Annotated in this window: 12 protein-coding genes; 1 reads left to right on the top strand and 11 read right to left on the bottom strand. The window is 48.1% G+C overall.

The features are described 5' to 3' along the window. Window positions 1-252: 252 nt before the first annotated feature. The 11 genes from AC3Y23_RS01125 to AC3Y23_RS01075 all read right to left on the bottom strand — a co-directional run bounded on the left by AC3Y23_RS01125 (window position 253) and on the right by AC3Y23_RS01075 (window position 11829). The gene (locus tag AC3Y23_RS01125; RefSeq protein WP_379194752.1) at window positions 253-567 is read right to left on the bottom strand and encodes a hypothetical protein; all 315 of its coding nucleotides are present in this window, start codon (window positions 565-567) and stop codon (window positions 253-255) included. Between the two features lie 368 nt (window positions 568-935). Then, window positions 936-1622 (bottom strand): DUF4982 domain-containing protein, encoded by a 687-nt coding sequence (locus AC3Y23_RS01120; RefSeq protein WP_379194750.1) that lies wholly within the window; start codon window positions 1620-1622, stop codon window positions 936-938. Next, window positions 1579-3414: a glycoside hydrolase family 2 TIM barrel-domain containing protein gene (locus AC3Y23_RS01115; RefSeq protein ID WP_379194748.1), complete on the bottom strand. Its 1836-nt coding sequence runs from the start codon at window positions 3412-3414 to the stop codon at window positions 1579-1581. The genes AC3Y23_RS01120 and AC3Y23_RS01115 overlap by 44 nt, the downstream gene beginning before the upstream one ends. A 30-nt stretch (window positions 3415-3444) precedes the next feature. Beyond that, window positions 3445-4956: an ABC transporter substrate-binding protein gene (locus AC3Y23_RS01110; RefSeq protein ID WP_379194746.1), complete on the bottom strand. Its 1512-nt coding sequence runs from the start codon at window positions 4954-4956 to the stop codon at window positions 3445-3447. A gap of 61 nt (window positions 4957-5017) precedes the next feature. Continuing rightward, on the bottom strand, window positions 5018-5905 hold the full coding sequence (locus AC3Y23_RS01105) for a carbohydrate ABC transporter permease (protein ID WP_379194744.1): 888 nt from the start codon (window positions 5903-5905) through the stop codon (window positions 5018-5020). Between the two features lie 13 nt (window positions 5906-5918). Continuing rightward, window positions 5919-6854, bottom strand: coding sequence for an ABC transporter permease (locus AC3Y23_RS01100; protein WP_379194742.1), 936 nt, complete (start codon window positions 6852-6854; stop codon window positions 5919-5921). Between the two features lie 280 nt (window positions 6855-7134). Further along, on the bottom strand, window positions 7135-7776 hold the full coding sequence (locus tag AC3Y23_RS01095) for a TetR/AcrR family transcriptional regulator (protein WP_379194740.1): 642 nt from the start codon (window positions 7774-7776) through the stop codon (window positions 7135-7137). A gap of 66 nt (window positions 7777-7842) precedes the next feature. Continuing rightward, window positions 7843-9540, bottom strand: a complete 1698-nt coding sequence (locus AC3Y23_RS01090; RefSeq protein WP_379194738.1) for a glycoside hydrolase family 3 protein — start codon at window positions 9538-9540, stop codon at window positions 7843-7845. Between the two features lie 20 nt (window positions 9541-9560). Beyond that, a complete protein-coding gene (locus tag AC3Y23_RS01085; protein WP_379194736.1) occupies window positions 9561-10367 on the bottom strand; it encodes a tyrosine-protein phosphatase in 807 nt (268 codons plus the stop codon). Between the two features lie 395 nt (window positions 10368-10762). Continuing rightward, on the bottom strand, window positions 10763-11296 hold the full coding sequence (locus AC3Y23_RS01080) for a group II intron maturase-specific domain-containing protein (protein WP_379195734.1): 534 nt from the start codon (window positions 11294-11296) through the stop codon (window positions 10763-10765). A 332-nt stretch (window positions 11297-11628) separates the two neighbouring features. Then, window positions 11629-11829 (bottom strand): hypothetical protein, encoded by a 201-nt coding sequence (locus AC3Y23_RS01075; protein WP_379194734.1) that lies wholly within the window; start codon window positions 11827-11829, stop codon window positions 11629-11631. A 133-nt stretch (window positions 11830-11962) separates the two neighbouring features. Here AC3Y23_RS01075 and AC3Y23_RS01070 point away from each other — a divergent pair, with 133 nt between their 5' ends. Continuing rightward, window positions 11963-13561: an amidase family protein gene (locus tag AC3Y23_RS01070; RefSeq protein ID WP_379194732.1), complete on the top strand. Its 1599-nt coding sequence runs from the start codon at window positions 11963-11965 to the stop codon at window positions 13559-13561. Window positions 13562-13587 lie beyond the last annotated feature (26 nt).

Genomic DNA, 13587 nt, shown 5'->3' with positions numbered 1-13587 from the left:
TTGGGTTTGGGTTTGGGTTTGGGTTTGGGTTTGGGTTTGGGTTTGGGTTTGGGTTTCACTCTGGCTCTGGCTTTCGTTTACCCGTCCCGTGAATCGTCGACCACTAATAGAACATAGCGGACTTAGGCTTCCTCCTGAGTACCGCCATGTTCTATTTTCGCTTTATTTTTTAGCAGATAGGCTTCTTATCAAGAAATATACCTATTTTTGCGGTAGCCACTTAACTATGAACTCCTAGCGAATTGGTGCATGCTAAACTTCAGTCTCTTTCTCCGCCCAACGCTTTGCTTCATCCGATTCAGTGAGATTGGAGAAGAACGACCGATACGAGACGTCGCCGCTGCCACCTAATTGAGCATTCTTCAAATCCAGGTAGCGAATGTTCAGGCTCCTTACAGCCTCTTCGTCCATAATGGCCTCTACGGCCTCTTTCTTGACATTCTCATCCCATAGGACCTGGAATTCATAACGTTTAATTTCCGGGAAGAAGTTGTTCACATTCCAGGCATAGTCCACCATCGAGCGATAAATATCCTCTTTAATAGGCGAAGAACCCACTTCAGGCACAAACGTAAAATGGAGCGTGTACTGATCTTTCGAACCGTCGATTGTGAATTTTTACACAAACCTAAAGTGATCTCGAGTGTAGAATTCCACTTTACTGGTGATAAAATCTTTCTGTGACCTCATTTCGCCTGCTTCTAAAACAGACTTGGAATTGGCTTGTGAACATGCAGAGATAAACATCAGCATGAGTATTACCATAAGTACATTCAGGAATCTGTTCATAAGTTCCCCCTTCCTATTTTATATTCTCATGAACATCAAAATTTCACCAATTAGTATCAACGAAGCAAAAACACCCCCTGGAACTCTATCAGATAAACCAAAGGTTTATTCCAATGTCTATTCTAAGGGGTGCTCTTCAATTACTATTAGATAGCAGATGAATTCATTGAGGTTAAGGTCAATACGTCCGACACTAAGCCTACCGACGACGCTTTAATTTGGATATTTCCTGCCTGATCCAATGACTGTACGATGGCTAGAGCATAGCCGTTGAACACGCTCCTGGCATTCCCTTTATCCGATTCATGGCACCCGGGGTCACCATTCCCCAGCCCCAGCAGCTTGCCCTCCCCTGAAATTTGAAACTGAATCAGGTTATTGGCAACAGGCACTACTCTCCCCGCTGTATCTCTTACTGTTACGGTGATTATGGATACATCTTGACCGTCAGCCATAAGCTCTGTCCCGTCAGCCTCCAGATGAATAGCATACGCTTCGGTTGTAGTTTCTTTCCGCTCTCTCGCTACTTCCATACCGTCCCGGTAAGCAACAGCTTCGAGCACACCCGGTTCATAGACGACCTGCCATGATAATGTATGTTCTCCTGCTTCCACTTCCGCTTTCTTAATACCTAAGCTTTGTCCGTTCAATACCAGTTCAACCTCACTGCAATTGGTATACACGCGGACCTCCACCGGCTGTCCCGCCCGTTCGGACCAATTCCAATGCGGCATTAGATGAACTATGGGCTCATCCTTCCAGATCGATTGATAGAAATAATAAGAATCCTTAGCAAAACCGCAGTAATCGAGGATACCGAAATGCGATGTCACAGACGGCCACTGGAATGGTGTCGTCTCTCCGCGATAATCCTGTCCACATGAACAAACCTCCCGTAAAACGGTTATCCAGATAGTAGCGCCAGCTTTGCTCAGGTGTCGACGTTCCGCCCGCCCCGCCCAGGTTGCCTACATCCATCTCCTTGCCTGACATCGTATATTTAGAGCCGTAGCTGGAGCAGCGCCCGCCCCCTGGATCATCCTCATAGACCCCTCTCGTAGAGAAGAAGGAGACATTCTCCGTATTCAGCACCTTGGCCTGCGGATGGTCATGGAACCACTCTCCGATCGATTGGTTACCATTTATAGACTCAGCATAGTTAACGCCGTTCACATCAATCTCGATTCCATCCTGACTTAAGCAGGCCACCGTAAGGGGACGGGTAGGATCGATTTTTGTAGCCAGCTCCCGTATGCGCTTGAGCATTCGCTTGGCTTGATAGCTCCCGCTGATCTTCTCCTCATTGCCGAGACTCCACATAAAAATACTGGGATGATTGCGGTCACGGTACAACATCGATTTCAATTCCTCAAGCTTGATCTCCGTACTTTCCATCACACGGTTCTCGTTCATGACCAGCATTCCGAGTCTGTCACAGGCCTCCAGCAGTTCCGGCGCCGGGGGATGATGGGCACAGCGATAAGCATTGCAGCCCATTTCCAGCAGCCGTTTGATTTTGTATTCATGTACACGATCCGGCAGTGCGATGCCTACACCTGCGAAATCCTGATGATTGCAAGTGCCTTTTAGTAGTACGTACTCGCCGTTCAGATATAACCCGTCCTGACGGTATTCCACCGTGCGTATGCCTGTAACCGTCCGGTACGTATCGACGATACAGCCCTCATGTAGCAGTTCGGTTACAACCTCATATAAATGTGGTGTGCTCAGTGACCAGAGCTGCGGATACGAGACTTGAAGTGATTGTAGCGTTGTTAATTTATCAAGTCCACCTGTTGTACAATCCGTCTCTGTTGTAGAGGACAGCTTGCCGTTCCTATCCAAAATACTTGTACGAATGCGATAATCCATCGTCCGTGAATACTCGTTACTTATCGTCGTTTCCACTGTAATCGCAGCCGTCTCATTCTTTACCCAGTCGGTTCTGACAAAGGTTCCCCAGCGGTCGACATGGAGATAATCATGTTTGGTTAACCACACATGACGATAGATGCCTCCGCCTTCGTACCACCAGCCTTCCTCTCCGCCGGTGGTATCCGTCCGAACCAGGATGACATTATCCCCCTCAGCTTCTCCGTATTTCAGCAGATCAGTAATGTCATAATGGAAGCTGGTATACCCGCTAAGATGATCGCCAACGAAGCACCCATTTACCCAAACTGAGCTGGCCCGCATGACACCGTCAAACTCGATGACGATTTTCTTACCTTCGTCTTTCTGCGGAATTTGGAACACTTTGCGGTAATAGCCCACACCACCCGGCAAATATCCCTGAAACGCTGCTCCATGTTCCTCCTGGCTATAGGGTTGCTCTAATCTCCAATCATGCGGCAAATCTACACTAACCCAGCCTGTATGCTTGTCTCCTGGTGTATCCGATCCGTAAATTTGCGAAATTTCAAAATGAGGATCACCCATTAATTTCCGAATAACATCCTGGGTGATACGCGCGGCTTCACCCATAGCGAAAGGCTCATGCCGCTCTTCCTCAAGCGCATTGGTCAAGCCAGCTATCATCCCTGCTTTCTTAACCGTCTTCACGATCTTTCCTACCTCACCAAAATGAAACATCCAGTTTGTATCAAAATTCTCCCTGGTCCGCATACGCTTTTGACTCCTTCTGCACTGTACCCATTATTTCTGAGTCTTCGCCCATTCATCAAGCTGTTTTTGCTTCTCGCTGATAATCTTGTCGCTGCCTGCTGCTTTTAGCTTTTCAATAAACTTCGGCAAATTTTCTGCCGGGTCAAGCGTACCTGTCTCCAGTCCCACTCTAAACTCTGAGAGTACGTTATTGACTGCCGCCATTTCAGTTTTTACATTGTCCACATTGAAGCTGAAGCCCAGCGCCTTGGATTTCTTGGCACCCCTATTGAACTTGTCCATCTTGTTCCAGATATCCGGATCTTCTGTTGTCCAGGTGTAGGACAAGAATTGGTTACCGAACAGATACGGCGTACCGAAGTTATAGCCCAGGCTCTGAATATCTACGCCTTGCGGATAATCAATCACATTGTCGGACTTCTTCACATAATGCTTGCCTTCAATACCCCAAGTGAACAGATTGTACAACTCTTTATCAGAGTACAGCAGGTTCAGAAGCTTCATCGCTTTTTCGGGATTCTGCGAATTTACCGGAATGGACCACATAATGCCTGTGATGGAATCAGTCGTAGCATAAGCCGGTGTAAGGCGAACTACTGTCATTTCTTTGCCGCTCTTACGGGAGGCTTCAATTTCGGATCCTGGCTTAAGGTTGGAAAAGTAAGCGAAGGCCTTGCCCGCCTTCACCATTTCTCTACCATCCTGCTTGCTTGTCCCCGCGTCTTTCAGCATAAATCCTTGCTGGTACCATCTGCGCAACGTGCTCAGTTGTTCTGCGTATTTCGGCGTTTCATAGAAGTCAACGACCTTCATGTTGTTATCAAAATCCGGCAGAACCCCTACCCCTCCACCGAGAGGGTCGTACGTGATATATCCCGCGTCGAACGGAGCCGTACCAGGATTCTTGGCCACCAGTGGTACTATCGCCGGTTCTTTATCTTTAATCACCTGGAAGACCGCGTCCAGATCATTAATGTTTTTGATATTGGCTGCGTCGATATGATATTTGTCCAGAAGATCCTTACGCATCAAGATACCGTAGTCAGAGGCAAGATCTCTTACTGGCGTAACACCGTAGATCTTGCCGTCAACTTTGGAAGCCGAGAGCTGGGAAGGATCCAACGCTTTTTTGATCCCCTCTCCGTCTTTGTCCAGCAGGTCGTCGAGTGGTGTCAATTGCCCTTTAGCCACTTGTGTACTGTAATTGAATAAGGAAGACGTGAACATCAAATCTATCTTTTCATTACTGGCAAGCATCAGGTTCGTTTGCTGAGCCCAGTTACTCACTGCAATGGGCAGCAATTTGACGGTGGCATTGATTTTGGACTGGATGAGCTTGTTCATTTCACTCTGTACTTCCTGCATGTCCTTCTGTTCATTGCCGAAGAAAGCCATGGTCACTTCATAAGGAGCTTCATTCTTTCCATCTGTTGATGCACCTTCCCCGCCGGCTTTCTTTGTGCTGCAGCCAGATAGCACCATCGTTGCTGAAATAGCCAACGTCAAAACACTGTACACTGCTTTTTTCCCTCTTCTGTTCATCCCTGAAGCCTCCCTATTGATTTCCTTATTTATGCTAACCAGTGTCATACTGGACATAGCCTTAGCCTTTCACTGCACCTACTGTAAGTCCTTTGACAAAGAATCTTTGAAAGAATGGATAAGCTACCACAATCGGAATGACACCGATCACCGCCATCGCCATCCGTACGGTTTCCATTGGCGCATTGGAAGACACGTCAGCTTGGCTACTACCAAAATTGCTGCTCGCCAAAAATTGAATATCCAGCAATATCCGGTTCAACAGGTTCTGCAGGCTGAACAGGCTGCTATCCGTAACGTAGATCATTCCGTTAAACCAGTCATTCCAGTAGTTAATCGATTGAAATAATCCAACGGTCGCCAGAATCGGCAGGGAAAGCGGTAGCACAATCCGGATAAAAGTACCAAGTTCACCTGCACCGTCTATTTTGGCCGACTCAATAACGGGTTCAGGAATCGATGTCACGAAGAAGGTACGCATCAGCATGACATAGAAGGCATTCATCAGCAGTCCTGGCACGATAAGGGCCCAGATTGTATTTTTCATATCAAGCAGTTGTGTATACACCAGATAGGTCGGTACCAGACCGCCATTGAACAACATCGTGAAGAATACGAAGAATGACCACAGGTTACGAAACGGTAAATTGGGCCGTGATAAAGGATAGGCCAGCAGAGCTGTCAGAACCAGGCCGCAAGCCGTTCCCACTACTGTAATGAAAATCGTGATCCCGTAAGCATGCAGGATGCCCGAAGCATCATTTAGCAAGTATTCATAAGCAGCAAAGCTGATCTTCTCCGGGAAGAAGGAATAACCATGTTGATAAATGGCCTGCTCATCGGTTATAGAAGATGTCAATAACAGGACAAAAGGAAGGATACATACACAGGCGGTCAGCATCAGAATGCTATTGATTCCCCATTGCCACATCAAATTTCTTGTTTTCAATACTTTCCCTCCTTTAGAACAAGGCGTTGTCTTTGTTGAATTTCTTCACCACATAATTGGAGATAAAGACGAGCATAAAACCGACTAAGGACTGATACAGCCCGGCTGCCGAAGACATTCCGATATCTCCAAGTGTCATCAGTGCGCGATAGACATAGGTGTCAATAACGTTCGTGGTCGATTGCAGGGCTCCCGTGTTGAGCGGCACTTGATAGAACAGGCCAAAGTCGGAGTAGAAGATGCGCCCGATCTGCAGTAACGTCATTACCGTGACCACCGGCATGATTAGCGGGAAGGTAATGCTCTTGATCTGTCTCCATTTGCCCGCCCCATCGATCGTGGCAGCCTCGTAATACTCCTGATCAATCCCGATGATTGCAGCCAGATAGATTACACACAGATAACCTGCACTCTTCCAGCTGTGTACAAAGGTCAAAATGTAAGGCCAGTATTTCGCCTCGCTGTACCAGGAAATTTCGGATATTCCGAACATCGGCAGAATGCTCTTGTTGAGGAGTCCGCTGTCCATACTGAACACCGCAAAGGTCAGGTACCCAATAATCACCATCGAGATCAGATACGGGAGCAGAATGACACTTTGGTAAAAACGGGATAAGAAGCGCTGCTTCACCTCGTTCAGCAAGACGGCTAAGCCGACCGCAATAAATAGATTAAGAATAATAAAGACACCATTGTAAAGAATCGTGTTTCTTGTAATAACGAAGGCATCCGATGTCTTGAAGAGATATTCAAAGTTCTTGAAACCAACCCAATCACTGCCGAAAATGCCCTTGGTATAGTTGAAGTCCTTGAATGCAATGACCACTCCAAACATGGGTAAGTAATTGTTGATTACAAGGTAAAAGATTCCCGGCAGCATCATTAGAAGCAGCACGCCGGATTTCCTGACTCTGCTTTTCCTTTTGTCTGCAGTTGATGATTTTGTCATGTGGCCTACCCTTTCTAAAAATCAAATTGTTGTCATTGCGCCCTCCACCATTTACTGGTAGTACATAAGTGTTTACCACTAGTAAACACCCTTAGTATAGAATCAAATTGTCACAGTATCATCAACATGAAGTAAATCTATTGTTAAAATTCCGGGGACGGATGACATCCGCTCCAATGTGCGATCCCAAGCCTGCCGAGACACAAAAAGGCGCTATTCCCAAAGGAATAGCACCTTTATATTTACACAAACGATGATTTAAGCGCGTACGCGTACTAGCTTAAGCTTTTACATAAGCCAAGATCATATCCACCATATGTCTCATCACAATAGCAGGATCTGTATCCTGGTCCTGGTGAAGCAGTTTCCCGCGCAGCAGCATCCGCTGTTTGGTCGCATTCACGACATTGCTAATGGTGTAACCCAGTGCCTTGACATCTATATCCTGGCGGATCGATCCATCATTCACCCCATCTTGGAGCGTAGATAAAAAAGGATGCGGTACACTACGTAGAAACGACCGGTATCGATCTTCAAGTTCCGGAGTCGGATATTCTTCCTGATAGAGCGTATCGAACATCGCAATGAATCGAATCGCGTCCTTACTTCCCTTTGAGTCCAGGATCTGCTCCTCCAGCAAGAATTGCAGCTTTTCAAAGCCACTATTACCTTGGTGAGTCGCCTGATTGACCTTTTCCAACCAAGCGCTTAAAATCTCAATTTCCACCTCGAAAATAATCTCATCCAGAGAGCGGAAATACTTATATAAGGTCACTTTACTAATCCCGCAAGCCTCAACAATATCCTTAAGTGTAACCGCAGTCAAACCACGTTCCATGAATAACTGCTTGGCATGCTGGATAATATCTTCACGCCGCTGATTTCTATGCAGCTCCAGCTGTTCTTTCCACTTGGGTTCCATTAAACTCCCCCTTATTCATTTATAGTTACCGAAATTGGCATTTCCAATAATAAAATCCTTCGCAGGCTACAGCTTTGCTTCCCACAAACCGCAGAATGAATCTACCGGTGAAGTTCCTGTAAAGGGAGAGCGACCGAGCAGCTTGTCAACGACAGCTTCAATTGTGGCTTCATTGCACGAATAGGCATTAATATACGTGGGTATACGGGGAACATCCAGCAAATGATACGGGTTGGCAAAAGAAACAAACACCGTTGGCAGCTCCTTAACAAACCACGGTACATTCGCAGCAAGAAACGGTTCCCAATTAATGCGTACTGTCGTCTGATTGCTTGCGGTCTCCACATTCGCTGCGTATAGTACCAGGTCATACTGATCGCGCAGCTTCCCTATAGCTTGAAAGAAAGCTTCAAAGTCAAGTTGTTCAGGGTTGAAATGTGTGACCTCAAACCCTTCCTTATTTAAGTGATCTGTCAATTGGCGCTCGGCAGAAACTTCACCGCGGGCTTTGCCGTTGGTCAGGCCATATAAGAGTACACGTCTATGCTTAGAGGCGGAAAGCGGCAGCAACTGCTGTGTATCCTTGACCAGGGTAACCCCTTGGTTCGCGCAGGCCTGCGACCACAGCCGATGCTCCTCACATTGCAAGAGCGAGAGCGCCTCTGGCCCTGGAACAAGCGTGCCGGCAATTTTACGCTGATGCAGACCCAAAGAGGCTTTGAGGGCTAAAATGCGTGTGACCGCCTCATCCAGCCTTTGCATAGTGAGAATTCCGCTTTCAAGCCCTTTCACCATGAAGCTGAAATCCTCCTCCATATTCTTGTTGAACAAGAACATGTCGCAGCCCGAAGCAATAGCCTTCGGCACGGCAATCTCCCGTCGCTCTGCCATCATAAAGCCAGCCATCAGTGTGGCGTCTGTAACAACAAGACCGTTAAAGCCGAGACGGTCCCGCAGCAGCCCCTGAATCAACTCGGGAGCCAGAGTCGCGGGCATAATCTCCTCATCACTGAGGCCGGGAGCGAGCATTCGTGAGTACGCTGGAAGCATGATATGGCCAGCCATTATAGTGTTGGCCCCTGCTTCAATAACTTCCCGGAAGACGCTCCCATAGGTATCGTCCCAGGCCTCAACGGACAAGGAATTTACCGAAGTTAAGAGATGCTGATCACGCTCATCAACGCCGTCACCCGGAAAATGCTTGACCGACACCGCAAGCCCACTCTCCTGCATCCCTGATATGAATGCTTTCGCCATCCTTGCGACACGGACTGGATCAGCTCCGAACGTCCGAACATTCGTTATCGGATTACGAAAGTTAAGATCAATGTCCACCACTGGCGCAAAGGCCCAGTTGCAGCCAACGGCCCATCCTTCCTTGCCGGCCACAAGACCGAGCTTATAGGCCACGTTTTCGTCATCCGTGGCGGCAACCTGTAGCGGATTGCCGAAATAAGTACCGTCGACAGCCGTCCCGTTCCCCCCGGCTTCCAAATTAGCAGCAAGAAGCAACGGGATGTCAGACAGCTGTTGAATGAAGCGATGCGTCTCCTGCACAGACGCCCCTGCTCCAGGGCGAAATAGCATTCCGCCCGGCTTGACTGCTTCAAGCAGCACCTTTAACTGCTGGGGATCATCTGTCCAACCGATCAGACAGAATAATTGTCCGATTTTCTCCTTAACGTCCATCGCTGCCAGTGTTTCATGAACCCACTGGATGTCCGCAGGCTTTAAATTAAACGGTTTTGCTTCCAAGTTTACCACGTTATTGATCCTCCTGACACTCATTCCAAACACAGCTTTTGTAAAGCTTCCCGTTTGGAAAGCGTTAGGTCGAACTCGGCGGCTAAATACGAATCGTAATCTCCATAGTTGTCCTTAATAGATTTAAAAACAGCCTCCATATACTCCTCTTTAATGCCGAGCATATGCTCAATATTCTTCAGGTCATCCTCATCCACATGCCCGGCAAGCTGATGCAGAATTTGGCCATTGATCTCCCTCATCGTTTCATTGGTGAGCAGATAATCCTCCATAATATCAGCCTCCGAAACGCCAAGCGCCATTAGAATCAGAGCTGCTCCCACGCCGGTCCGATCCTTGCCAGCCGTACAATGCTGCAGCAGTCCCAGATTGTTTTCAAGCTGAATCATCTCCATTAACCGTTGATATGCCGGGTTGTTAAACACCAAGTTCCTGTATAGATCCAACATCATCGTATCTGAACGATACTGCTTGAAGAACCCGCTTTTTAACAAACCTATTATAAAATGCTCCTGCTGATCCGCATTCTCCGTTTGATCCGGCATATTCATCATAGATAGCGAACCGGACGTAATGGCTTGTATGTGCAGATGGTTCACCTGCGGGAAGATCGGGTCAGGCTTCTTCTGTACCTCATATTCACTGCGGTAATCAACTATCGTTCGGATATTCAGGCCTTGAAAATCCCTGATATCCTGCTCTGATAACGCAAATAATTCGTCTGAACGAAAGAAAAGACCATGTTTGACTTTACGGCCATCGGCAGTACGATAACCGCCCATATCACGGAAATTATGTGTTCCCTGGAAAGGAATTAACCGATTCATATGTTCACCCCACCCTAATATTTGGCCCGAAATTCGGCATTTGCAATGCGCTACGAGCGGTTTATCACCATAAATTCACTCATAGTAAGTATATATTTACTATTAGTAAACACCCTTGAGTATAAGTATGATTTATTATGTAATGATTAAATCCAAGTAAAGAAATTATCAACGTAATCGAGTAGGAGACTACTCATCGTTGAGTAGCCGACCTCTCACACCACCGTACGTACCGTTCGGTATACGGCGGTTCAACCGCATAAGTGCTATTTTCATAGATGCTCGTACTGTGCCGGAAAGTCATAATATCCGGCCAGCGCGAGCTTTTCATTTGTTATGGAACGAGACAACACAGGGCTTCCGGCGATTCTCCAATACCCAAGGCGCGAGTTTCCTCACTGGTATGCCTGCCCTTCCGGTATTCCTAGCTTGCGCAGGTTTTGTACCTTACTTCTCGGCTTCTTCCATCCTTTCCAGATGTACATTCGAAGTCGCCTCCGTAGCCATTCGCTCCAGTTTTGCAAGATTCGTTTCATGTCGGCCACATAGTAGTAGCCAATCCAGCCCCGAATGTAGACCTTCACCTTCTCCATGACTTGACGGATATTCCTTCCTTGACTGCGGCTCGTCAGTTCTTCCAGCTTCTTCTTTGCTTTTGCGAGGGACTGACCATGCGCGCGAATATCCACGCTATTTCTGTTCTTTCCTAGTGCAAAACCAAGGAATTTGAAATGCTTCCGGGCCACTACGCTGACGACCTTGCTTTTCTGCGCATTCATCTGGAGTCTTAGCTTGTTCTCCAAATACCTCCCGCAGGATTCCAAAAGCCGTGTTGCTGCCTGTTTGCTTCTGGCTAGTACCACGATGTTATCTGCATACCGGATGACGTTCACTTCCCGACTCTTCATTTCCTGGTCAAATTCGTTCAGGTAGATGAAACTTTCCGTACTATGGCCTCTGCTGACTTCTCACAGCGAGCTTTAATCCGCTATTTCGGATTTTTTTCCTACTTCGCGTCTGTGGGATCTCCCCGGGTAAGAGCGATAACCTTCCCCTCATCTATCCGCCACATTTACAAGATGGGATTCGGGCAGTATTGGACTTTGCTTTGTCATGCGAGCTCGTCCGTCCCACCCTGCCTTGTATGTGATTTCTGTTCGTCAGACCGAGGGTTTGCCTCCGGCTTCCTTCAGATTCTGCCTCGCGGCAGACACCCTTGCCCTTGGCTAACAGTTCCTACTGCCAAGCCTGTAGCGGACTTTCACCGCCAAGTTATCGCCCATGCCGGGCGCACATGAAAAAATGGCGGTACAAGGGTTATCCTTGCATCGCCATTTTTTTTGCTTTGCTGAACTTCGTATTTTTGCAGACGAGGGAGCAGGTCTTTGCGGAACGCGCGTACTGCTTTTTTTAGCGGCTTATCCTTTGGCGTTTCCTGTATCCGGGACTCTAACTGCTTCACGACGGCTTCCACGCAGCCCCGAGGTCTGCTTAATTTTAATGTTATATAAATTAACACAATCGACGAAATCTATTGATATTTTTAATTTTGAGTAATATAATCTTACGCATAAACAATAACAGGAGGGCATTTAATGAAATTTACACCCAGAAATCTAACATCACTTGTCATCGCCTTGGTTTTAATCTTCGGAGTTTTACAGTTTCCCGCCTACGGCAAGGACGCGAAAGATAAAGACAAAAAAGCCAAGCCCTTCGTCCTTGAGGAAGCAACTGTAGACAGCATTCACGCCGCATTCGCGAACGGAACACTCACTTGTACCGCACTGGTCAAAAGTTACCTCGCCCGTATCAATGCTTATGACAAGAAAGGCCCAGCCATCAACTCCATTATTAACGTCAACAATGACGCATTGAACCTTGCAGCGAAGATGGATAAGCAGTACAAAGACAGCAAAGGCAAGGTTAGTCCCTTGTTTTGCATCCCGATCATTTTGAAGGACAACTACAATACTAAGGATATGCCTACGACTGGAGGCAACGTGGCCATGAAAGACTCGGTACCACCATCCGACGCCTTCACAGTAGATAAGATGCGCAAAGCCGGGGCTATCATCCTCGCAAAAGCCAATCTGCAGGAATTCGCGCGAGGAGGCATGTCCATCAGCAGCCTCGGCGGCCAAGTGTTGAACCCGTACGACTTAACCCTGACCCCAGGCGGCTCAAGCGGAGGTACCGGCGCGGCTATTGCCAGCAATCTCGCCGTGCTGGGAGCGGGCAGCGACACCGGTCAATCGATCCGCTCTCCCGCTTCCGCCAACAGCCTGGTTGGCGTGCGTCCCACCAGGGGTTTGATCAGCCGTGCCGGCGTCATGCCTAACAGCTTTACGCAAGATGAAATAGGCCCGATCACTCGCACAGTGAAAGACGCGGCCAGACTGCTCGACGTCATGGTCGGTTATGACCCGAAAGATCCTATCACCGCATTCGGCGTCGGCAAGACCCCGAAAAGCTATGCGGCCGGATTGAATGCCAATTCGCTGAAAGGCGCGCGAATCGGCGTCATGACCAATCTGTACGGTACGGAAGAACGCCATGCAGAAGTAAATAAGGTCATGGAGCAAGTGATCAAAACGATGGAAGCCAAAGGCGCGACGATCATCCGTTTCTCGCTTCCGGAATACGATACATTGTCACCGAAGGTAGGGACGGCTAGCTGGGAAGCTAGATCTGCGATGGATAAATACTTCGCCGAACTTGGACCCAACGCTCCCGTGAAAACCTTCCGTCAGCTGGTGGATTCCAAAACCGCATCACCGACAGTCCAAAAAACACTTGAAACCGAAATTGCCGTGGAAGACGGCCTGAACAACCTGGAGTATAAAGACCGCACCCTGAACCGTGACAAACTGCGTCTGGCAGTATCTTCGAAGATGGCTGACTTGGGGCTTGACGCCATCCTGTACCCGCTGCAGAAGGTACTCGTCGCCCCGATCAGCGCAGCGGATCAGATGGAGCGCAACGGTACGCTATCTAACGGCACAGGCTTCCCGGCCGTCACGTTCCCAGGCGGCTTCTCTACGCCAACCGCAACGGCGCCGCTTGGCGTTCCAATCGGAGCCGAACTGCTCGGCCGCGATTACAGCGAACCGCTGCTCCTCTCGCTTGCATATTCTTATGAGCAAGCAGCGAAGGTGCGCAAAGCTCCACTCAGCACTCCGCCCCTTAAATAAACACGTAGAGTAGACAACTTCATACC

The sequence above is a fragment of the Paenibacillus sp. MAHUQ-45 genome, from assembly GCF_058133325.1.
This window is presented reverse-complemented; position numbering and strand designations above follow the sequence as displayed.

Coding starts and splice junctions, on each gene's coding strand:
- AC3Y23_RS01115 (WP_379194748.1), bottom strand. CDS start 3,414: ATGCGGACCAGGGAGAATTTTGATACAAACTGGATGTTTCATTTTGGT.
- AC3Y23_RS01110 (WP_379194746.1), bottom strand. CDS start 4,956: ATGAACAGAAGAGGGAAAAAAGCAGTGTACAGTGTTTTGACGTTGGCT.
- AC3Y23_RS01100 (WP_379194742.1), bottom strand. CDS start 6,854: ATGACAAAATCATCAACTGCAGACAAAAGGAAAAGCAGAGTCAGGAAA.
- AC3Y23_RS01095 (WP_379194740.1), bottom strand. CDS start 7,776: ATGGAACCCAAGTGGAAAGAACAGCTGGAGCTGCATAGAAATCAGCGG.
- AC3Y23_RS01085 (WP_379194736.1), bottom strand. CDS start 10,367: ATGAATCGGTTAATTCCTTTCCAGGGAACACATAATTTCCGTGATATG.
- AC3Y23_RS01070 (WP_379194732.1), top strand. CDS start 11,963: ATGAAATTTACACCCAGAAATCTAACATCACTTGTCATCGCCTTGGTT.